The organism is Rhodococcus sp. DMU1, assembly GCF_012272955.1.
Classification (GTDB): Bacteria; Actinomycetota; Actinomycetes; order Mycobacteriales; family Mycobacteriaceae; genus Rhodococcus; species Rhodococcus aetherivorans.
On record NZ_CP050952.1, the window covers coordinates 5,996,252 to 6,018,948 of the forward strand.

The window sequence follows — 22,697 nt, forward strand, 5'->3', positions numbered from 1 at the left end:
ACTTCTGCGGTTCACGGTCGCCTCGCTGCAGTGCTGGGCAGGAGGTGATCTTGCCGGCGTTCTCCGAACTGCTGGACCCTCGGTCGAGCGACTGCGGTTGATCCCCGATCGGCGACGACCAGGCCTTAGGCTACCTCGCCACCCGACACCTGATCGATCTCTGACATTCCGACATCGCCGTCCTGTCGGCCCGTTGTTCACCTCGACCGCCTCCGGACGCCTCGCCGGCGCGAGGAGGACGTTCCAGAGGCCGAGATCGAAGTCGACCCGGACCGGATCGTCGAGACAGGCTTCGGTATAGAGAGCGGCGAGGAAGCCGGACGACGGCTCTTCGCCTCCTCGGCACACGCTACAGCCGCCTTCGCCGCCATGACCACCTCAGGGTCATGACGGCAACTCCCCAGCGGTCGCTGGCGATCGGCGACGATATCGACCTCGTCGGATACCATGACATCTCGTTGTCGCAACGACTTCCGGTTCCCCTGACGTCGGAACGCACGCCCTTCGATCTGCTCGCTGCCACCGCACCCGATCTGATGCTCGGCCCCACAGCCGATCCGATCCGCCGCGCCCTACCCGCCCTGATCCCCAGACCCTTCTCGGGGTTACACAGAGCCAGCGCCGAATCCCTGCGCTGACAAGCCGACTCACCGGTGCGTCCGTACCGCGCTCGGCCGGTGCGACGGACGATGTCGAGTCTCGGAGCAGATGCCCGCTTGGATCTCGAGGGCGCTTCCCGTTCGCGGATCGGCCCGGGCTCACCGCCCGTTCACCTTCTCGTTCCCTTTACCTGGTTTCGGTCTCCTACGGTGCCCGCGTTGAACCGATTCGACGAGGGAGTACCTGTGAGTCCGAAGCCCCTGCCGCTGATCGTCACGCACGACGGCACATCGTCGCGCGCCGCCGTCACCTGCCGCTACAAGTGCGGCAACGCGTGTTCCCACGCGGTGCCCAACACCTCCGGGGGCGAGTACTTCGGCGACATCGTGCGCACCGCCCTGACCCGGCGCGGCGTGCTGCGCGGCGGCGCGATGGCGGTTCTCGCGGTCGGTGCGGGCGGCGTGCTCGCCGCGTGTTCCGACGACGCGGGCAGCACCGGCGGCACCACGACGTCGGGCCCGGCGGACCTCGGCCCCGTGCCCCCCGGCACCGACTTCACCGCCGTCGCGCCGAACACCGACGACGCCGTGACCGTCCCCGAGGGCTACGACCAGGCCGTCGTGATCCGCTGGGGTGACCCGGTGCTGCCCGACGCGCCGGCCTTCGACATCGGCAACCAGACCGCGGCCGCGCAGGAGAAGCAGTTCGGTTACAACAACGACTTCGCCGGGCTGCTGCCCGTCGACGGCGTGCCGAACACCTACCTGCTGGTGGTCAACCACGAGTACACGTCCGAGCCGTTCATGTTCGCCGGCTACGACGCCGAGAACCCCACCGAGGAGCAGGTGCGCATCGGCTGGGCCAACCACGGGCTGTCCGTCGTGCAGGTCAAGGGCGAGGCCGGATCCGGGCGCCTCACACCCGAATTCGGCCCGTACAACCGCCGGATCACCGGCCTGACCGAGTTCGCCCTCACCGGTCCCGCCGCCGGAAGCGACCTGGTCAAGACCGCCGCCGACCCGACCGGAACCCGCGTGCTCGGCACCCTGAACAACTGCGCCGGCGGGCTCACCCCGTGGGGCACCGTGCTCTCCGGCGAGGAGAACTTCAACCAGTACTTCGCGAACGCCGAGAACGTCACCGATCCCGTGGCCGCCGAGCGACTGGCCCGGTACGGCCTCGAGGGCGGCGCCTCGGAACGGCTGTGGGAGCGCTTCGACCCGCGCTTCGACATCGTCGCTACCCCCAACGAGGTCAACCGGTTCGGCTGGGTCGTCGAGGTGAACCCGTGGGACGCGACGTCCGTGCCGGTCAAGCACACCGCGCTCGGCCGGTTCAAGCACGAGGCCGCGACGATCCACGTCACCGGCGACGGCACCGTCGTCTCCTACAGCGGCGACGACGAACGCTTCGACTACATGTACAAGTTCGTCTCCTCCCGGACGATGCAGAGCGGCACGTCGCAGGCCGCGATGCGGCACAACATGACGCTGCTCGACGCCGGAACCCTGTACGTGGCCAAGCTGACCGGCGATGCGCCGGACGAGATCGACGGCAGCGGTACGCTTCCCGCCTCCGGCACGTTCACCGGCACGGGGGAGTGGATCCCGCTGCTGCGCACCGCCGAGGACGGCCGCGGCGAGTCCCTGGTCGACGGCATGACCGCCGAGGAGGTCGCCGTGTTCACCCGTCTGGCCGCGGACAAGGTCGGGGCCACCAAGATGGACCGGCCCGAGGACTTCGAACCGAACCCGGTCACCGGCAAGATCTACGTGGCGCTGACCAACAACTCCAAGCGCGGCGAGGAGGGCAAGGCCGCGGCCGACGTGGCGAACCCCCGCAACAACAACAAGAACGGGCAGGTGCTCGAGCTCGACGACGACCACGCGGGCACGTCGTTCACATGGAACCTGCTGCTGGTCTGCGGCGACCCGGAGGCCGCCGACACCTACTTCGGCGGCTTCGACAAGGCTCAGGTCAGCCCGATCTCGTGCCCGGACAACCTGGCGTTCGACCCGCACGGCAACCTGTGGATCTCCACCGACGGCAACGCGCTGAAGTCCAACGACGGGCTGTTCAGCGTCGTGCTCGACGGTCCGCGCCGCGGCGAGACCCGGCAGTTCCTCACCGTCCCCGTCGGCGCGGAGACGTGCGGGCCGATCGTGCAGGAGAACCGCGTCGTGGTGTGCGTGCAGCACCCGGGCGAGACCGACGACGCCACGTGGGACAACCCGTCGTCGCACTGGCCCGACGGGGGCACCGCCCAACCGCGCCCGGCCGTCGTCGCGGCCTGGAAGTCCGACGGCCTGATCGGCGCCTGACCCCGTGCGCGCTTCTGGTAGTAGCCGCTACCAGAAGCGCGCACGGGCGCCGTCAGGCGTCGAGGCGGCGCGCGAGGTCGACGAGGTCGTCGGCGATCACGTCCCAGTCGTGTTCGGCGTGCAGGTCCGTGGTCTGGGCCGGGCCGTGTTCGGTGGGTCGCGCGAAGAACGCGGTCTTCAGGCCGCAGGCGCGCGCGGCCGCCAGGTCCTCGTTGTGGGCGGCGCACATGCACACCTCGCCCGGCTCCAGGCCCAGGATGTCTGCCGTGCGCAGATAGGCCTCGGGCATGGGTTTGTAGGCCTGGGCGACCTCCGCACCGAGGATGGCATCCCAGGGCAGACCCGCGCGCTTGGCGATATCGACCATCATGCTGACGTTGCCGTTCGACAGCGGCGCGACGACGAAGCGCTGCTTCAGCCGCGTGAGCCCCTCGACGGCGTCCGGCCACGGATCCAGTTCGTGCCAGGCACGGTTGAGCTGATCGAGTTCGTGCCCCGGTATGCCCGCCGGGTCGATGCCGAAGCGGCGCAGGGCGTCGTCCAGGTTCTCCCGGTGCAGCACGTCGAGACGCACGAAGGGCCGCCTGCCCTCGCGTACCGCCTGCATGGCCGGTTGGTAGCGCGCGCGCCAGGCATCCGCGAACTCCGCGGGTTCGACACTGCTCCCGTGACGAGCCAGGAACGGTGCCGCCGCGCGCGCGATGCTGGTGCGCCAATCCACCACACTGCCGAACACGTCGAAGACGAGTGCCTTCACGCCGGGCATGCTCATACGGTGCCTCCTGGAATCGACCGACCGTGCCGATGTTGTCACAGTCGGGATACCCGGCGCGTCAGCGCAACACCGCCTCCCCGAGGAACTCGCACGCCTGCAACGCCAGCGCGATGTCCAGCTTGTCGTGCACCGCGGGCGCGCGGGTCGGGTCGCCGAGGGCCTTGTTGATCCGGTACTTGACGGTGTTGCGGTGCAGGTTCAGCCGTTCGGCGGTGTGCAGGTGGCTCTCACCGGTGGCGAAGTAGGTGCCGAGCGTGACCCGCAGCATCGCGGCCTGCTCGGTGTCGTCGGCGAGCGGGCCGAGGATCTCGCCCACCCACGCCCGCGCGGCGTCGAGGTTGCGGGCGAGCAGCGACACCACGGCGACGCCGCGATCCCCGAACCCGATGACCCGCCGGGTGCACGTGGCCTGGGCCACCGCGATCGAATACGCGGCCTCGGCCTGTTCGTGCGAGCGCCGGAAACCGGCGAGGCCGGAGCCGGGCAGGCCCAGCGCGAGGCGGCCGGCGGGATGGGATCGGACGACGGAATCGAGTGCTGCCGTGTCGATCGTCGGCCGGTGCCGATCGAACGGCAGCCAGGCCCACACCGTGCGCCGGTCGATGGCGGTGAGGATCGGCGGGGCATCCGACCCGAGGTGCACCGCCACCGCGCGCACCAGCCGGTCCAGGGGATTGATCGCGCCGTCCGCGGATTCGGTTGTCGTCCAGACGATCACCCCGACATGACAGCGGTCGAGCCGGTACCGGGTCTCCGCCTCGAACGCCGCGACGTCGGTTTCGGATCCGTCGACGAGGCCGTGGATGAGGGCGGAGTGCACGTTGCCGCGCACGGCCGACCACCGGCGTCGTTCCTTCTCGTACGCGTCGAACACGTACAGGGTGATCCAGTCGATGTACCGGTAGACCACCGCGGAGATGTGCTCGATGACGTCGAGTGTCACCTGCGGCGGGAGGTTCATCGACCGCACCTCGTCGAAGCACAGCCGCATGAGGTCGTTCTGTCCCATGTGGTACGCACGGACGAGCGAGTGCGACGGCACGTCGCGCTGCGCCAGCCGCAACGCATATTCCACTGCCGCCGTGGTGGGTTGGAGGTGTTCGGCGGGGATCTCGTTGGTGAGCACGTGGATGATCGTCGCGATGTTGCCGTGCACGCTCGCCTCGAGCAGCTCGACGAGATGCGGATCCTCGTCGAGGTGAGCGATCTCCCGCGCCATCATCGCGGTCATGGAACGGGTGATCTCCCGCTGGCGGGCGTCGAACCGGCGCGCGACCTCGGCGACGACGCGCTGAACCTCGTCGGCGGCCGACGGTGCGCCCGTCGACCGCCCCGAGACCACCGGCTCAGCCACGGCCGGCGCTCCGCAGGTGCCGCAGCGCCGATTCCGCGGCGTTGTAGCCGCACATCCCGTGCGCGCCCGCCCCGGGCGGGGTCGAGGCCGAGCACAGGTAGACCCCGAGAACCCCGGTGCTGTAGGGGTCCAGAGCAATTCGCGGCCGGAACACCACCTGCAGGTCGGCGTTGGCGCCGCCGATGATGTCACCGCCGACCTGGTTGGGGTTCTGTCGCGCGAGGTCGGCGGGCGCGGTGACCGCGGTGGCGACGATGCGGTCCCGGAACCCCGGGGCGAACCGCTCGATCTGGGCGACGATCGCGTCCGTCGCGTCGCCGGTGTAGCCGGCTGGGACGTGGGCGTACGCGTAGAGCGGATGCACGGAGCCGCGGGAGCGGGTCGGGTCGGCGACGTACTGCTGGCCGAGCAGCACGAACGGCCGCTCCGGCATGCGTCCCGTCGCGACGTCCCGTTCGGCCCGGGCGATCTCGGCGAACTCGCCGCCGAGGTGGACGGTGCCGGCCTTCCCGCATTCCGGGTCGGCCCACGGAACGGGACCGTCGATCGCGAAGTCGACCTTGAAGGCTCCGGGAGCGTGGCGGAACCTGCGGTAGGCCTTGGCGATCCGCGCGGGTACCGCGTCGCCCAGGATGCCGAGGGCGGCCTCGGGGGCGACGTCGAGGAGCACGACGTCCGCGGGCGGCAGATCCGCGGCACGGCGGACCCGGACCCCGGTGTGCACCTTGCCGCCGTGCTCCGCGAGCTGCGCGGTCAGTGCCCGCGCGATCGCGGCGGAGCCGCCCTCCGCCACCGGCCACCCGTAGCGATGGCCGGCGGCGGTGATCATCAGACCCACGGCGGACGTGGCGGGCCGGTCCAGCCGGTGGTAGGCGTGAGCGGCGACCCCGCCGAACAGGGCACGTCCCTTGGGGGTGCGGAACCAGCGGGCCGAGGCCGTGGCGGGCAGCAGGGCCCGGGGCCCGAACGCCGCCAGCCGCAGCGGGTGCCGCGGGACGTTGAGCACCGGCCGCATCAGGTCCGCGGCGAGCCCGTCGAACCCGGTTGCGAGGTCGGCGAACATCCGCCGCCACCGCGGGCCGTCCTCGCCGAGGCCGGCCGCGGTGACGTCGAGGGATCGGTGCAGCAGGGCTGCCTCGCCCCCGTCGAGGGGATGGGCGCAGTCGATCTCCGGCCACCGCCACCGCAGCCCGTAGCGATCGAGGCCGAGGGTCTGCAGGTAGGGGGAGCCGGCACCCATGGGGTGGAAGGCGGAGCAGTGGTCGTGGACCAGGCCGGGCACGGTGAGCTCGCCGGAGCGGGTGCCGCCACCGATCTCGTCGGCTGCCTCGAGAACCTGGACGTCCACGCCGCTGCGGGCGAGGTGGACGGCGGCAGCGAGCCCGTTGGGTCCGCTACCGACCACGACCGCCGTACTCACGCTGTGACCTCCCGCTGTGCGGCTGCCCGGTGGGCGCCCTCACGGTCCATTGTCCACTGCACGTCGAACGGGATGGGCCCGTTGGGCAACCAGGGCTGCTCGGCGACGGCGTCGGCGACCCTGTAGGTGCCGCGTTCGATCACGCCGAGGGCCGCGTCGATCACCTTGTATTCCTGGGTGCCCTTGTGGATCGGCTGGGATTCGATCCAGGCGACGACGAACTCGCCGGGCGCGAAGTTGCAGCGCCGCTGGATCGCGGCGATCAGGTGCTCGTTGTGCAGGTGCCCGTCACCGAAGTTGAAGGCGACGATCGAGTTGCAGGAGAACTCGGCCTCGCGCAGGTCGTAGGTGTCGATGTCGTCCCCGAGGTGGCGCATCATCAGGGAGATCAGCGCCCGGCCCTGGCTGTGCATGGACCGCCAGCCCAGGAGCTGGTGCATCACGACGTCCGCGACGTCGGCGGGGTAGGTCGCGAGCAGCTGGGTGCGGGTGTTCTCGGCGGCCCGCACGATGTGCCGGTTCAGCTTCTCCTCCGCACCCGGGGCGAACGCCCAGGTGGCCGAGGCCCAGTTGCCGGCGTACTGCCGCATCGACGGCAGGAACGAGACCAGGTCGGGGCGCAGGTTGCCGAGGACCGGGAAGAAGCACAGCGCGGCGGTGATCGCGCCCGCCAGCCACAGCGACGACATGTCGGTCACGGCGTAGCCGTCCCAGGCGGGGAAGCCCCAGAACAGGAAGACCGTGGCGTAGGCGAACAGCAGGTTCCATTCCAGCGGCACCGCGAGCGGGAACGTCGAGGCGATGAAGAAGTGGAACGCCACCATCAGCAGCACCGCGAGCAGCGTGAGCGTGCGGTTGGTGGAGAACAGCAGCACCAGCGGGGTGACGATCTCGACGAACGTGCCGAGGACGTGGGCGACGCCGCTGCCGAGGTGCGAGGGCCGCAGGTCGTTCGGGAAGCTGCGGTAGTGCATGCGCTTGACCCGCTTGGACAGCATCCACGGGGTGTTGCTGATCATCGGGGGGACCACCATGGCGAAGTGGCGGCCGAACTTGGAGACGCCGGCGCCGACCCAGACGGTGACGATGAGCAGCTTGAAAGCCACGATCATGTCGACGAAGGGCAGGAAGGTGAAGAACACCATCGCCGGCAGGTACTGCTCGCTGCGGGCGGCGATGAAGATGACCTTGTCCCGCAGGCCGATCACGATCAGCAGCACGATCAGCGGCGCCACGACCGCGGGGCGGACGAGGCCGGCGTTGTCGGCGACGAGCGCGTCGACGGAGGCGGAATGCACACCCGGAAGAACGACGGCGACAATCAGATTGGCGAGCAGAAGGGCGTAGAGCGCCACGTCGCCGACGGTGCGGCGGTCACCGGACGTGCCGGGCACCTTGCCCGGCCACGGTGGGAGCCGGATCGTCTCGGGCTTGAGCCAGTACCGGAAGCCACCGGTCATCGGCTTGAAGTGCCCGGCGAGCGGCCCCCACGACCCGGCGAGACCGAGCGCCTCGAGCAGCACGGTCCACAGGATCAGCTTCTGGTAGACGATCGGCTGGTTCCACCACGACGAGACGTCGAGCCACGACAGGCCCGAGGTCAGCGTCGCCAGGGCGGTGCCGGCGCCGATGTAGAGGAACAGCAGCTTGAGGATGTAGACGGTGTGCACCATTTTCGGCGTGCCGAATCCGTAGTCGACCCAGTGGGTCGACATGGCCCGCAACCGATCCCGGAACGGGAGGTCGCGGAACGTGGCGGGGTCCACTTCCGGGAAGTGGCCGGTCTTGAAACCCATGGGAATTCGCCTTTCGGGTAGGGGTTGCCGCCCCACCGGCCCGGGGCCGGCGAGTCGGGGTGGAGCGTGTGGTGTCCTCGGGAGCGGTCAGGCGTGCACGGGAGCACCGTGGCTGCGCCGCAGGCCGGGTTTGTCGATCTTGCCGACGGGGTTGCGCGGCAGGGCGGCGACGACGTGCACCTCGGCGGGCACCTTGACCCTCGTCAACCGCTCGGCGAGGTGGGCGAGCAGTTCGGAGTCGGTGACGGTCCGCTCGGGATAGGTCACGACGTACGCGACGGGAACCTCGCCGTACACCTCGTGCGGCGCGCCGATCACGGCGGACTCGAGGACCGCGGGGTGCGTGGCCAGGGCGTTCTCGATCTCCTTGGGATACAGGTTCTCCCCGCCGCGGATGATCATGTCCTTGATGCGGTCGACGAGGGTGAGGTATCCGTCCTCGTCGAGCCGGCCGACGTCGCCGGTGTGCAACCAGCCGTCGACGACGGTGCGGGCGGTCTCCTCGGGTCGGCCGAGATAGCCGCGCATCACGTTGGGCCCCTTGATGAGCACCTCGCCGGTGGCCCCGGCCGGCAGGTGCCGCCCGTCGGGTCCGGCGATGGCGATCTGCTGGCCGGGCAGCGCGGGGCCGACGGTGCCGAGCTTGCGGGGGCCGTCGATCGGGTTGCACGCCGACGCGCAGGTGCCCTCGGTGAGCCCGTAGCCCTCGACCACGACCAGGCCGAAGCGCTGCTCGACCCGATCGAGAAGTTCCTTCGAGATCGGGGCCGCGCCGCAGATCGCGAAGCGCAGCGACGAGGTGTCCACCGGGGTGTCCAGCGGCTGGGAGACGAGCAGGGCGTAGATGGTGGGCACGGCCGAGAAGTAGGTCGGCCGCAGCCGTGCCACGTCGTCGAAGAACCGGGCCGGGGAGAACCTGCCGGTGATGCTGAGCTGCGCCCCGGCCAGGATCGGCGCCAGGAAGCTGACCGCGATCGCGTTGACGTGGAACAGCGGCAGGATCAGCAGGCAGTGGTCGGCCTCGGTCAGCTGCAGGTGCGTGCGGAACGAGTCGGCCATGAACTGCAGGTTCGCGTGGGCGAGCTGCACGCCCTTCGGGCGGCCGGTCGAGCCGGAGGTGTAGATCAGCAGGGCGGTGTCGTCGGGACGGGGATCGGCGCCGGCCGACCATCCGGCCGGCGGGGCGGTAGCCATGTCGTCCACGTGGATCAGCGGGCGGCCGCCCGACGGGGCGTCGGGACCGGCGCCCAGGACGAGTACGGCTCCCGCATCGTCGATCTGGTACTCGGCCTCGGTCGCGGTGAACGCGGGATTGACGGGGGTGGCCGTCGCACCCAGCCGCCACGCCGCCATGAGGGCGACGAGGAGTTCGGCCCGGTTCGGCAGCATCACCGCGACGACGTCACCCGCAGCGATCCCGTGCTGCTGGAGTTGCGCCGCGAAACCGTCGACTCTGCGGGCAAATTCGGCGTAGGTGAGTTCCCGGTCGTCGTCCCGCACGCAGGGCCGGTCCGATTCGCGGTGCCACACCAGATATTCGATCGTCACTACCGTCGGTCCTTTTCTCTTCGGCTGACCACAACGGTAGTGACGGGGATCACGTCCCGACTACGGCCTCGCGGGCTCGAGTTCCGACGGGGTGTTGTCCTCCGAGCACAACACCGCGCCGCCGGCTGTCGTTGCAGCCGGCGGCGCGGAGCGGATCGTCAGTGGGCCGGATTGCCCGAGGGGGCGGGCTGCGGCCCGCCGGGTCGCGGCTCCGCGTCGACGTGCATCGCCCGGGCCAGCGCCCTCTCCTCCGGCGGGGTGGCCCGTTCGCCCCCGCGCCGGCGCAGGTACCGGGTCTTGAGGTGGTACGCGGCGACGATGACCGCGAGCGCGATCAGCGACTGCACCAGTTCGGCGCGGGCGCCGGTGAACCACATGCCGACGAGGATCGCGACGATGACCGCCGTGACGACGACCGGCAGGACCGGGTAGAGCCACACCCGGAACTGCAGGATCTCCGGCGACGTGCGTTCCCAGCGGCGGCGCAGCACCAGCTCCGACAGGCAGATCATGATGTACACGAACAGGCAGATCGCACCGGACGACGTGACCAGGTACAGGAAGATCGTGTCGGGCCAGACGTAGGCCGCAACGATGCACACGTATCCGACGAACGTGCACGACAGCACGCCCTTCAGCGGGACACCGCGGGAGTTGACGGCCGTCATCCACGCGGGTGCGTCGCGGTGGGCACCGAGCACGAACAGCATGCGCGAGGCGGTGTAGAGCCCGGAGTTCAGGCACGAGAGCACGGCGACCAGCACCACGAAGTTGAGGATCTCGGCGGCCCCGGGGATGCCCAGGACGTCGAGGGCGGCCACGAACGGGGATTCGCCGACGACATAGCTGTCCCACGGCAGCATGGTCACGAGCAGGAACGTCGCGCCGACGAAGAACGCCAGGATCCGGAACACGACGGTGCTGGTGGCGCGGCGGATCGCCGCGGCCGGCTCCTTCGACTCGGCCGCGGCGATCGTGACGAGCTCGGCCCCCGTCATCGAGAAGATGACGGCGACCACCCCGACCATGACGGGGATGAAGCCGTGGGGCAGGAAGCCGCCGTGTGCGGTCAGGTTGCCGAAGGACAGCTCGGCCCCGGGCCAGACGCCCAGCACGTAGAGACCGGCCAGGACGAGGAACGCGATGATCACCGCGACCTTGATCCCGGCGAACCAGTACTCGGCCTCGCCGAAGTTGCCGACCGACAACAGGTTCACGACGGTCATGATCAGCAGCAGGCCGGCGGCCATCAGCCACAGCGGCACCCCGGGGAGCCAGCGGCCGAGCAGGGTGGCCCCGACCACGGCCTCGATCCCGACGACGACCACCCAGAAGTACCAGAACAGCCAGCCGGTGGCGAAGCCTGCCCAGTTGCCCATGGCGTCGCGGGCGTATTCGGTGAACGAGCCGGTGCAGGGCTTGGCGACGGCCATCTCCCCGAGCATGCGCATGACCAGGAAGACGATGAGCCCACAGATCAGGCAGGTGAGGATGGCGCCGGGGCCGGCCTGGCCGATGATCGCGCTGATCCCCACGAAGAATCCCGCGCCGATCACCCCGCCCATGGACAGCATGGTGAGATGGCGCTTCTTCAGCGCGTGACCCAGGGTGTCGGACCTTTCGGCCGGTGAATCGGTGTGCACGGCACTCCCTTCGAGACCTGGTGTGCGGCGCCGTGGGGTGCCGGTTCCGGCGTCCCGGCGGCGCTGTCGCTCGGATGGGAGAACCCTACGACCGCAATGTGACCCACGACATGTCCGTGATGTACACAATCGTGGGTCACACCCGCCGTCGGGGCGATTGTCCGTCGGATTCAGACCGGCTGCGCCTCATCCGGCGCCGCCTCGGGTGCCTGCGACGTTTCGGGTCCCTGCGCCGCCTCGGGTTCCGAGGGCGCACGATCCGTCACCCGCGGGGTGAGCAGCACGTAGCTGCCCGCGGCCAGCAGCACCGTCACCACCGGGGCGAGCTGCGCCCACGTCGCGCTGACCTCCTGCACGGTGAGCGCGATGCCGGCGACCGAGGAGATCAACCACGCCAGCGCCCCACCGGACGCGGTGCGGGGCATGGCGTGGCCCCGATCCCGCAGCACGTAGACCACCGCGATCGCCACCCAGGCGGTGATCAGCACGCCCTGCCAGGCGAGGGCCTGCAGCAGGTACCCCAGCACGTCGGTGAGCATGAGCAGGTATGCGAGCACGGCGGTGACCACCACCCACACCGCTCGGGGCACGTCGATGCGCAGTGCCCGGTGGACGAACACCTGGAGGTTGGTGGAGGCGAGATAGAAGTTGGCCGAGTTGATGCGGGTCTGGGACACGATGATCAGCAGCACCCCCGCGAAGCCGAGGGAGCCGACGACCGCCTCGACCACGCCGGTCTCGGTTCCGGCGATGTCCCAGGCGCCGAGGAGATAGAGGCCGACGAGCCCGTTCACACCGAAGGTCAGCGCATAGAACACCCAGCCGAAGGTGACGGTGCCGTGGAAGGCGGCGTCGGTGCGGCGACCGAGCCTCGCGTAGTCGAAGGTGTACATCATCAGCACCCAGACGCCCATGTAGACGAGGTAGGCGGTGAGCCAGCCCGGAAGCGGACCCGATGCCACCGTGGCGGTGAGCCATCCGGTGGGGTAGCCCTGGCGCACGGTCGCGGCCACCACGACGGCGACCATGCCGACGAGATAGAACGGCAGCAGGATCCCGTTGAGCTTGTCGAGCCACGCGGCGACACCCCCGATCACCACGGGAATCATGTACACCGTGCAGAGCAGGTACCACAGCCTGATGTCGCCGCCGAAGTACTCCTGCAGAGCCACGGCGACGATGGAACCCTCGAAGACCCCGTAGTAGAGCGCGGTGGCCGCGAACAGCGCCGGGGCGAGCAGTGAGCCGACGGCGCCGAACATGCGCCGGGACAGCAGCTCGACCGACAGGCCGGTGTGGATCGCATAGCGGGAGAGCACCAGATTGACGACGCCGAAGGTGGCGATCGAGGCAGCCATCCCGGCGAGGGTGGCCGGTACCCCGACCGCGCCGGCCGAGGCAACCGCGATGTAGAGCCAGAACATGGCGCTGAACATGGCCCACCAGGCCATCGTCAGCGACCAGCGGGACAGACGCCCGGATTCGGGCACGATTTCCCGCTCCGCGGGGGATCCGGGAGCAGATTCGGTGAGGTGATCGGACATGGGGTCGCCTCTCGGGGGGAGGGAATCCGAACCGGCGCAGGGGCGCACGACCGCCCGCAGCACCGGGGGCGGGAGATTCGGCAGGGGAGCTTCGAGGGAGGGTGGAGGGCGCGAAAACCGTTGCGGGGCAGCGGTGTCACTGCCCCGCAACAGAGATTCAGGACCAGTGTGCGACGGAGCGGGTCCGCAGCAGATCGCGGAACTGGGCGGTGGTCGTGGGCAGCAGCTCGCCGGTGCCCCAGTCGACGATCACGCCGTAGCGGCGCACGAGATCGAGCATGGACAGCTCACCGCTGCGGTAGCGGCCGGCGACGGCTTCGGGGTCCTCGTCGAGCCAGCCCTTGCGCGACACGCGGATCTCCTCGCGGACGCGCTCGGTGGCGTCGTGGTCGAGCTCGTAGCGGTCGATCTCGGGGTCCACCGGCACGACGACGACGCCGTAGTCCAGGGCGGCGCGCTCGACGGAGACGTACCCGTCGATCACGTCCTCGAGCACGGCCTCCGGGTCCCGCTGCAGCGGATCCCCGTAGCCACCACCGCCCGCCGACGGCCGCTCGAACGAATCTCCGGACTGGACCGGCACATTCGAGAACACGGACCCGAGGAAGCGCTCCTCGGGGGTGCCGCGGTTGAGCCACACACCGTGCGGGATGGACGGCAGGCCGCCCTCGATGCCCCAGGTGACCGAGCGGGAACGGTCACAGCAGTACGACATCACGCTGCTGTCGCTGTCGGTGAGGATGCCGCCCTTGGACAGGCCGCACCCGCCGCGGTATTCCCCGGGCCCACCGGAATCGGTGATGATGGCGTGCTCGCTGGTCAGCACGGGGGTGAGGCGTTCCTGCCCCTCGCACGGCTGCACGGCCAGGCCGATACCGAACACCGGTGCGGTGGCGCTCGATCCGTCCTTCGAGCTGCGTCCGCCCCAGCCGCCGGCCATCCAGTCGTACCACATGAAGAACGGCCGGTCGTCGGTGCGGGCGTCGCGGCCGCCGACGAGCAGGTACTCGAGGTTGAACGAGCACGCGATGGCGCGGGAGGGCACGACCTTCGACCACAGTTCGAAGATCGCGTTCATGATCTTCTCGTAGGGACCGGAGCAGAACCCGGTCACCGCGTGTGGCCAGCCCGCGTTGACGACGGTACCCTCCGGTCCGAGGTCGGTCCGGATCGCGTTGTACAGGCCCGAGTTCAGCGGCACGTCGGGGAAGAACGACTTGGTGCCCGCCACGATCCCGGAGAACGCGGTGCCGTAGCCGCTGTTGAGGAAGCTGGCGACCGCCGGTGCGCTGCCGGTCAGGTCGTAGCTGAGCTGGTCGCCCTCGATCGTCATGGTGACGCGGATCGGGACGAGCCCCTCGGGCCGGGCGGGATCGGAGTCGAGGTAGTCCTCGGTGGTCCACGTGCCGTCCGGCAGGTCGGCGACCCGGCTGCGCACAATGCGCTCGACGTAGTCCTGGACCTCGCGCATCGCGTCGGTGACGGTACCGCGCCCGTATTTGTCGACGAGGCGATGGATTTCACGTTCACACACGCCCGTGGCCTCCGCCTGGGCGTGCAGGTCGCCCATGCTGATCTCCGGGGACCGGGTGTTCGCGACGAGCAGTTTCGCGACGTCCGCCAGGAATCGGCCCTCGTGCCACACCCGGACCGGGGTGATCCGCAGGCCCTCACCGAAATGCTCGGTGGCGGTCACGTCGAACGACCCGGGGACGCTGCCGCCGATGTCGGCCCAGTGGCCCTTGTTCTGCGCGAAGGCGATGAGGACGCCGTCGGCGAAGATGGGCCGGACGAAGCTGACGTCGTTGAGGTGGGTGCCGCCCCGGTAGGGGTCGTTGACCATGAAGATGTCGCCGGGGTTGATGTCGGAGCCGAATTCCTCGAGCACGGCCTTGCACTGGAAGTGGAGGGTGCCCACGTGGACCGCGATGTCCTGGCTGCCCTGCATCACGGTGTTGCCCTCGGCGTCGCAGAGCGCGGAGGAGAAGTCCCGCGAGTAGATGACGAACGAGTAGCAGGTGCGCAGGATCTGCTCGGACATCAGGTCGACCGAGGTGGCGAACGCGTTCTTGAGGACCTCGAAGGTGACCGGATCGAGGGTGGGGGACGTGGTGGTCATCGGGTCTCCTGGATGTCGATGCGGATGTTCGCCCACTCGTCGATCGTGGCGGTGGTCCCCGGGGGGACGACGGTGGTGGAGTCGAGCTGGGTGATCACGGCCGGGCCGGAGATGCACGTACCGAATTCCAGTGTGTCGCGGTCGAAGACGGGGGTGTCGAGCCGGCCGCGCGCCTCGTCGAAGTAGACGTTGCGCCGCTCGACGGGCGCCGGCTCCGCGGTGGTGGGTTCGGAGGTGCGCGGGAAGTTCGGCTTCGGCGTGGTGCCCACCGCGCGCAGCCCGATCTGGTAGATCTCCACGGGCGTGTCGTCGCGCCGGAACGAGTAGTCCCGTTCGTGCTCCTCGTGGAACCGCTCGACGGCCTCCGCGAGGAAGCCGGGGCCGCTGCCGGCCTCGACGGTGAGCGAACGCCACTGCCCCGCGTAGCGCATGCTGATATGACGATCGAGGACCATCCGTTCGGGTTCGACCCCCTCGTGGCGGAGACGCTGCGTGCCCTCCTGCTCGAGCCGCAGGAATTCGCGCTCGAGCGCGGTGGTGTCGACCTCGTCGACGCGGCCCTGGAACATGGCCGACAGGTCGTGCCGGATGTCGACGAGCAGGCACCCCTGCGCCGAGGTGATGCCCGGATGGGGCGGCACCACGACGGTCGGAATGGACAGTTCCTTCGCGAGGGCCGCGCCGTGCAGGGCGCCCGCGCCGCCGCAGACGACGAGAACGAAGTCGCGCGGATCGTAGCCACGCCGAATGGACAACAGCCGCACCGCATCCGCCATGTTGGCGTTGGCCACCTGGATGATGTTGCTGGCCGCGGTGTCGGCGTCGAGACCGAGCGGTCCGGCCACGCTCTGCTTGATCGCGTTCTCCGCGGCCGCCACGTCCAGAGTGAGGCCGCCGCCGATGAGGGCGGTGCCCAGGCGGCCGAGCAGCACGTTGGCGTCGGTGTTCGTCGGCTCGGTGCCGCCGCGCAGGTAGCAGGCGGGTCCGGGGGAGGCGCCGGCCGACTGCGGCCCGTTGCGCAGCGAGCCTGCCTCGTCGAGCCAGGCCAGCGATCCGCCGCCGGCGCCGATGGTGAGCACCTCGATGCTGGGGAAGGAGATGGGGAAGCCGTACTCGACCTGCCACTGCTTGGTGGTGCGGACCTCGCCGTCGTAGACGAGCGAGATGTCGGTGCTGGTACCACCCATGTCCAGGCCGATCGCGTTGGGGTATCCGCAGCGGGTGGCGATGTCGGCCACGGCGATCGCGCCGGCGGCGATGCCGGAGGCGGCGAGCCGGACGGGATACTTCTCCACCATCGCGGGGGTCATCGAGCCCCCGCCGGAATGGAGCAGGAGCAGGTCGCCGTCGTATCCGTCGGTGCGCAACTGCGCTTCGAGCCGGTTGACGTACCCGCTGACCAGGGGTGCGAGCACGGCGTTGGCGACGGTGGTGGAGGCGCGGTCGTACTCGAAGATCTCGGGGAGGATCTCGCTGGAGGTGGAGACGGTGACGTCGGGCAGCTCGGCCTCGAGCAGTGCCCGCACGCGCTGCTCGTGTGCGCTGTTGACGTAGCTGTTGATCAGGCACACCGCGACGGTCTTGATGTTCTTGCGGCGCAGGATGCGGGCGATCTCCCGGACCTCCGACTCGTCGAGCGGGGTGACGACCTCGCCGGCGTAGTCGATGCGTTCGGTGACCTCGTACCGATCACGGCGGCGAATGTAGGGGGTGCCGACGTCGACGTACGTGTCCCACAATTCGTCCTTGGTCCCGTCGCGGATCTCGAGCACGTCGCGGAACCCGCGGGTGGTGACGAGGGCCGCGGGCGGGAAGTTGCGGGTGATGAGCGCGTTGGTCGCGACAGTGGTGCCGTGGGAGAACAGGGTCACCTCGGTCAGGTCGATGCCCGCGGTGCGCACACCGTCGATCACGGCGCGCATGGGATCGTCCGGGGTCGAGGGAACCTTCGCGATGCGGGTGGTCGATGCGCTCTCGTCGAAGATGCACACGTCCGTGAAGGTGCCTCCGACGTCCACGGCGACGCGCAGGTGGGGATTGCGGGATGTGATCATCGTCATACTCCTGGGTCGGGTGGAACTCAGTATTCGGCCTGGTCGCGGGGCCATCAATTGGAGAAAGTGAATCGAGTTCCCCGAATCGTTGGAGATCTTCACACCCATGGGAGAAAGATGTCGGGCATGCTTCCGGACCGTTTCCGGCTCGTCGACCTGCTGCTCGAACCCGACCTCGGGCTCCGGCTGGCGACCGATGCCGACCCCAACGTGGGAATCACCGGCGCGCACCCGATCGAGATCGAGAACCCGACCCGGTGGCTGCGGCCGGGGTCGATGATGCTCACCACCGGCTCGCGCTTCCCCGGCCACGAGCACCCGCAGCAGGCCTATCGCGAACTGATCCGCGAGCTCGTGGGGTCCGGCATCGCCGCGCTCGGGTACGGCGTCGGGGTGATCACCGACGACGTCCCCCGGCCCCTGCTCGACGAGGCCGAGCGCCATCGGTTCGCCGTGGTGGCGATCCCGCCGGAACTGCCGTTCATGGAGGTGGTCGGACGTGTCAATGCCGCGGCGCAGGCGCAGGACTCGATGCTGCTGCGCCGCACGCTGCAGATGCAGAACCACCTGCTCGAGGCGATGACGGCCGAGTCCCCGGAGGCCGACCTCGTGGCCCGGCTCGCCGGGCTGCTCCGCAGCAGCGTGGTCCTCTACAACGAGGTCGGCGACGTCGTGGCCTCGGCGGGTGGCGCACCGGTGCACCTGATCCGCAATCAGCTGCGCGGCCGGGACGGCCGGCTGCTGTTCCGGGTGGGCCGATGGTCGGTGAGCGCGCACTCGATCTCGCCGGGCGGCCAGCACTACTGGTTCGCCCTCGCGTCCAAGAGCAACGAACTCACCGATCCGCTCACCGCGCCCGCCGTCGAGGTGTCGCTGAGGCTGCTCAACACGATCGAACGCACCCGCCAGCGCGCCACCATCGAGAACCGCGCGCGGCACGCCGCACTGGTGCGGGCGCTGGCGTCGGGCGATCCGGCCGATTCCGACACCGTCCTGGACCAGCTCGAGATGCTGCGGTTCGGCCCCGAGCCCGATATGCGGATGCTGGCCTTGTCCGCCGCACCCGACTACGACAACCGCCGATGGGTGTTCCGGGCGAACTCGCTGCTCGATGCCGTCGAAACGGACGTGTCCGGGCTGGCCCGCGACATCGGGCTGACCCTGCTGCTCGCCCGGGGCGAGGGGGGCCTCGTCGGAGTGGTCCCCGCCCGGGCGGAGGCTCTCGACTCCTGGTCGAACAACCTTCCACAGGGGTTGACGTGCGGCTCGAGCGAGCCGTTCACCGATCCCGCGCGCGGGCCCGACAAACTGCGCGAGGCGCGCTGGGCGCGACGGGCCGCCGAGCGGCTCGGCCGCAGCACCCAGCGCTTCGAGGACGTGAGCCTCGCGGACTGGTTGCTGGCGGGCCGCGACCCGGGGCCCGCTCTCGCGCGCGCCACCGCGGTCCTGGCCCCACTGCTCGACGGCCACGACGACCTGGTCGATTTCCTCGTGCTCCACCTGGCCCGGGACCTGGACGTGGGGCGGACGGCGCGGGAGCTGAACCTGCATCCGAATACCGTGCGGCACCGGGTGAAACGAGTCGAGGACCTGCTGGGCCGGTCCCTGCGTTCCCCCCGGGACGTCACCGACGTGCATCTGGCCCTCGAAGTCCTCGCCGAACACCCCACCTCCTAGCCGCCCGGTGCGGGGAAGGATCGTCATCATGGCCATCACCGTGCGTCGGCTCACGACGCTGCCGGAGCTCGGGCTCACTCTCGTGGCGGGTCGCGACGGAGCCGACCGTGTCATCGAGTGGGCGCATCCGATCGAGCTTCCCGACCCCACCCCGTGGCTCTCGGGTGGAGAGCTCGTGATGACCACCGGACTGGAGATCGGCGCCGGCGCCGACGAGCAGTTCGCGTACCTCCAGGGCCTGGTGGGGGCCGGCTGCGCGGCCTTGGCGTTCGACACCGGAACCCGGTTCGACCGCGTGCCCGACGGTCTGCGCGCCGCGGGTGACGCGCTGGGGTTCCCGGTGCTCGCCGTGCCCGCCTCGACGCCCTTCATCGCCATCACCCGGGCGGTCATCGACGAACTGACCGCCGACCAGGTCCGCGCGGTGCAGCGGGTCGTCGATCAGCAGGAGCGGCTGGCCCGGGCCACACTGCGCGGGGGTGTGCCCGCGGTCGTGACCGCGCTCGGTCAGGCCCTCGCCGGAGCCGTCGCCGTCGTCGACGCCGACGATCGCGTACTCGCCGAATACGGGTCCGACACGACGCGGGCGGTCCGGCATGCGCGCGGGGTGGCGGAGTCGGCGTCCCGATCTCCGCGGCGGCGGCAGATGAGCAAGGTGCTGGCCGACGCCGCCGGGCACTACACCGTTCAGAGCATCGCGGCGGCCCAGGACCTCTACGGATACCTCGCCGTCGGCACCGCGGAGCCGCTCCCGCCGGCCGACCGTCTGCTCCTCGCCCACGCCGTGTCGCTGATCTCCATCGAGCTCGGCAAGCCCGCGAAGGTGCAGAGCGCAGAACAGCGGCTGCGGGCCGTCGTCACCCGGACACTCTTCGACGCACCCGAACGCATGGACGCCGGCCTGCTCCGCTATTTCGGGTTCGAACCGACCGACACCGTCGCGGTCGCCGTGCTGACGGAGGTCGGCCCGCTGCTGCCGGCGGAACGACAGGTCGGCGCAGTCCTCGCCGCGGAGGGCGTACCCCATCTGGCGGCCTCGGTCGGCGCGGATGTCGCCGTGGTCGTGCCGGCCGACCGGGCCCGCGAGATCGCGACCCGGGTCCAGGACCGGGTCCGCGCGCAGCTCGGCCGGCCGGTCCGGTGCGGGCTGGGCGGTCCGTGCGGCGTGAAGGACGCGAACACCAGTGTGCAGCAGGCTCTCTCGGCGGTCAGGGCAGCGCGGAACGGGGGCCGGACACCGGTGGAGTTCGCCGAGCTCGGTACCTTCTCGGTGTTGCTGGGCATGCAGGACCCGGACGCGCTGCAGGCCATCGCCCGCACCGGACTCGAAGCACTCGATGCCTACGACGCGAAGCACGGATCGAGCGGAAGACTGGTCGAGACCCTCGCCGCGTACCTCGAGCACAACGGCCAGGCCGAGAGCACCGCCGCCGCGCTGGGCATCCACCGGCACACCCTGCGGAACCGGCTCGCCCGCATCACCGAACTCACCGGCCGCGACCTCGACTCGATCCACACCCGGGTGGAGTGGTGGCTGGCCGTCAAGGCCCGGGAGATGCTGGACGGCCGTGGCGGATAGGTGCCGACGTCCGGTCGCAGCGCCTCGACGAGATCCTCACCCCGGCCGCGCCCCGGAAGATTCAGGTGCGGTACGCGTCGGCGCGGTGGGAGATCGCGGTGACTCGGACCTGGCGGGTGTTCTCGTCGATCAGGTACAGCACCCGGTAGGAGCCGCGGCGGGCGGAGCAGGCCGGTGCCAACGGTGGGGCGAGTTGGTTGCCGACCCGGTGCGGGTTTTCGAGGAGGGGTCCGGTGAGGAACTCGTACACCGCGGCGGCGACCTTCTCGGGCAGGGTCCGCTCGAGCGCACGAGGAGCGGTACGGGCCACGATCAGGGTGTAGGGCTCGCCGGGAACGCTCACTCGTCGCCGGGCTTGCCCGCGGACATGATCTCGGCGAGGGATGCGGCATCGAGGCTGTCCCCGGCCTCGATCTCGGCCATTCCCGTGAGGTGGTCGGCAAGCAGGGACTTCTCGGCCAGCACGGCAATGGTCTCGCGCAGCGCGTCGTAGTCGTCGGCACCGAGCAGCACCGCGGCCCGGTGCCCATTTCGGGTGATCTCGAACCGCTCGTGGGTGCGCTCGGCCTCGTCGACCAGACGGGAGAACTGCGCCCGCGCCTCGGCCACCGGAAGAGTCGTCATGTACATAATTGTAGCCAACATTTCGGCTGACCGCTGCGACCTCGACTCGATCCACACCCGGCCGGAGTGGTGAGCGGCCGTCGAGGTCCGGGAGATGCCGGGCGGCCGTGGCGGACGATCCGGACCCGAGCGGGGGATGCAACGCGGCGCAACAGTTGTGGCGCGCGATCGTTTCGAGTGTGCTCCGAGTCACATTCTCACGAGTCGCATTCTCACGGGAAGGACACTCCGATGCTCCACGCTCCCACGGCCGGTCCCGAACTGCGCCGGCGGAGCTGACGAAGAACCCTCGAGGACACGGTCCGCGATCCGGCAGCCGACTCCGGCCACCACACCACTCACCGATCTCCTCGGCCGACGTTCCCCTCGCCCCTCGTTTCGAGGGCATCACAGAAGGTTTCGGTACCCCATGCCCGAACGCTCGCACGCCGACACGTCCCCGGGGTGGCTCGGATTCGGTGTCGCCAACACCGCCGTGATCACCACCGCCTCCGTCGCGGCGTGGTATCTGCTCGCCGACCCGCGGCTCAGCCCGTTCGACCTGTATCCGTTGCCGTTCAACGCCGCCCTGTTCTGGGCCCTGCTGTTCGTCGTGTGGGCCGGATTCAACCTCGAACTCTGGGGATTCGACCGGCTACGGCAACCCTGGCGCGGCATTGCGTTCCTCGGCGCCGCATCGGCTTTCGCCGTCGTTGTCACGTATGCCCTGGCGAGCGGAATCGGCCACCTGTATCCCGACTACGCGGCCGCGCGTCCCGACGGCCTGGGCTACTTCACGGGCGCGTTGTTCGTCCTGTTCGGCTTCTCCACGTGGGTCCTGGTGGTGCTCAACTGGGGACACTGGCCGTGGACCGATCTGGGCCTGAAACAGCCGTGGGTCGGCGCCTGCGAGATCGTCTCCCTCCTCGTCCCCACCGCACTGCTCTATCTCGTGTTGGGTGTACCCGCGGTCTCGGAGACGGTTCGGGAGGGCACAGCACTGCTCGGCATCGACACACTGCTCGGCTGGTACTACTCGATCATCGTCGCGATCGTGCTCACCGGACAGACCTGGGAGAACTGGCCGTGGCGGCTCGCCGGCAGCCGCATGCGGGTCGCACTGGTCTCGACGGTCGGCAACATCGCGCTCGGCACCGTGCTGTTCGCGGCACTGCGCGCCGTGTGTGCGGTGCTCGTCGGTCCCGGCACGGCAGCCGAACCGGGCTTCCCGCTCGATCAGTTCCCGGCCCAGCTGGGCGTGTGCTGGGTCGCATGGATGATTCTGTGGGCCAACGCCTTCGGCAACAGGCCGACGGGCGGCGGGGCCGTGGTGAACCTGCTGTCCCGCGCCGCGATCACGTTCGCCCTCGCCGTGACCACGTTCGTCCTGTACTACTACGTGATCGCCGAGATCGTGCTCCACGAGCCGGCCGTCGCCGGCGGCCTGCACGGCAACGCCCTCGGATTCATGGACTTGTTCGCGTTGGTGACGCTCCTGTACGTCGTCGGCTTCGAGTCCTTCGGTCTGCGACGGCCCGCAGCCACCGTTCCCGCCCCCGAGGATCGCGCCGTCGCGCATCCCTGATCGAGGGAGGGGACGGACGACGGAGGTGCCCGCCGTTCGGTTCGGTGCGGCACGACGCCCGTCCCGCCGCGGCCGGACG

15 protein-coding genes and 1 pseudogene are annotated in these 22,697 nt (G+C 69.9%); 5 read left to right on the top strand and 11 right to left on the bottom strand.

All coding sequences use genetic code 11. From position 1 onward, the window contains the following. Positions 1–101: 101 nt before the first annotated feature. A pseudogene (locus HFP48_RS27530) lies at positions 102–638 on the top strand (substrate-binding domain-containing protein); the annotation flags it as partial. 207 nt (positions 639–845) lie between these two features. Beyond that, complete coding sequence (locus HFP48_RS27535) at positions 846–2,921, top strand: PhoX family phosphatase (RefSeq protein ID WP_168580448.1); 2,076 nt, start codon at positions 846–848, stop codon at positions 2,919–2,921. 52 nt (positions 2,922–2,973) lie between these two features. On the opposite strand, the gene HFP48_RS27540 is transcribed toward HFP48_RS27535, so the two are convergent. The 9 genes from HFP48_RS27540 to HFP48_RS27580 all read right to left on the bottom strand — a co-directional run bounded on the left by HFP48_RS27540 (position 2,974) and on the right by HFP48_RS27580 (position 17,180). Continuing rightward, positions 2,974–3,693: a haloacid dehalogenase type II gene (locus HFP48_RS27540; RefSeq protein WP_168580449.1), complete on the bottom strand. Its 720-nt coding sequence runs from the start codon at positions 3,691–3,693 to the stop codon at positions 2,974–2,976. A gap of 61 nt (positions 3,694–3,754) precedes the next feature. Then, positions 3,755–5,050, bottom strand: a complete 1,296-nt coding sequence (locus HFP48_RS27545; RefSeq protein WP_050036186.1) for a helix-turn-helix domain-containing protein — start codon at positions 5,048–5,050, stop codon at positions 3,755–3,757. Then, entirely contained in the window at positions 5,043–6,470 is a 1,428-nt protein-coding gene (locus HFP48_RS27550) for an NAD(P)/FAD-dependent oxidoreductase (protein ID WP_072636720.1), read from the bottom strand. Before HFP48_RS27550 ends, HFP48_RS27545 begins: the two co-directional genes overlap by 8 nt. Next, complete coding sequence (locus HFP48_RS27555; protein WP_043800981.1) at positions 6,467–8,266, bottom strand: DUF3556 domain-containing protein; 1,800 nt, start codon at positions 8,264–8,266, stop codon at positions 6,467–6,469. The genes HFP48_RS27550 and HFP48_RS27555 overlap by 4 nt, the downstream gene beginning before the upstream one ends. 87 nt (positions 8,267–8,353) lie before the next feature. Further along, a complete protein-coding gene (locus HFP48_RS27560; protein WP_043800984.1) occupies positions 8,354–9,814 on the bottom strand; it encodes an AMP-binding protein in 1,461 nt (486 codons plus the stop codon). Between the two features lie 158 nt (positions 9,815–9,972). Beyond that, complete coding sequence (locus HFP48_RS27565) at positions 9,973–11,457, bottom strand: amino acid permease (RefSeq protein ID WP_168580450.1); 1,485 nt, start codon at positions 11,455–11,457, stop codon at positions 9,973–9,975. A gap of 170 nt (positions 11,458–11,627) precedes the next feature. Continuing rightward, a complete protein-coding gene (locus tag HFP48_RS27570) occupies positions 11,628–13,001 on the bottom strand; it encodes a permease (RefSeq protein ID WP_102800242.1) in 1,374 nt (457 codons plus the stop codon). Between the two features lie 157 nt (positions 13,002–13,158). After that, a complete protein-coding gene (locus HFP48_RS27575; RefSeq protein WP_168580451.1) occupies positions 13,159–15,120 on the bottom strand; it encodes a hydantoinase B/oxoprolinase family protein in 1,962 nt (653 codons plus the stop codon). After that, positions 15,117–17,180, bottom strand: a complete 2,064-nt coding sequence (locus HFP48_RS27580; protein WP_168580452.1) for a hydantoinase/oxoprolinase family protein — start codon at positions 17,178–17,180, stop codon at positions 15,117–15,119. The genes HFP48_RS27575 and HFP48_RS27580 overlap by 4 nt, the downstream gene beginning before the upstream one ends. Positions 17,181–17,300: 120 nt before the next feature. On the opposite strand from HFP48_RS27580, the gene HFP48_RS27585 reads away from it, so the two are divergent. Beyond that, a complete protein-coding gene (locus HFP48_RS27585; protein WP_029546738.1) occupies positions 17,301–18,851 on the top strand; it encodes a PucR family transcriptional regulator in 1,551 nt (516 codons plus the stop codon). 28 nt (positions 18,852–18,879) lie between these two features. After that, the gene (locus tag HFP48_RS27590; RefSeq protein ID WP_168580453.1) at positions 18,880–20,430 is read left to right on the top strand and encodes a PucR family transcriptional regulator; all 1,551 of its coding nucleotides are present in this window, start codon (positions 18,880–18,882) and stop codon (positions 20,428–20,430) included. A gap of 61 nt (positions 20,431–20,491) precedes the next feature. Here HFP48_RS27590 and HFP48_RS27595 read toward each other — a convergent pair whose 3' ends face one another. Then, positions 20,492–20,773 (bottom strand): type II toxin-antitoxin system RelE/ParE family toxin, encoded by a 282-nt coding sequence (locus tag HFP48_RS27595; RefSeq protein ID WP_168580454.1) that lies wholly within the window; start codon positions 20,771–20,773, stop codon positions 20,492–20,494. Further along, positions 20,770–21,054 carry a type II toxin-antitoxin system Phd/YefM family antitoxin gene (locus HFP48_RS27600; protein ID WP_230304376.1) on the bottom strand — a complete coding sequence of 95 codons (285 nt, stop codon included), beginning with the start codon at positions 21,052–21,054 and terminating at the stop codon, positions 20,770–20,772. The genes HFP48_RS27595 and HFP48_RS27600 overlap by 4 nt, the downstream gene beginning before the upstream one ends. A gap of 409 nt (positions 21,055–21,463) precedes the next feature. Between HFP48_RS27600 and HFP48_RS27605 the strand changes: the two genes are divergently transcribed. Continuing rightward, on the top strand, positions 21,464–22,618 hold the full coding sequence (locus HFP48_RS27605; RefSeq protein ID WP_168580455.1) for a hypothetical protein: 1,155 nt from the start codon (positions 21,464–21,466) through the stop codon (positions 22,616–22,618). Positions 22,619–22,697: the final 79 nt, after the last annotated feature.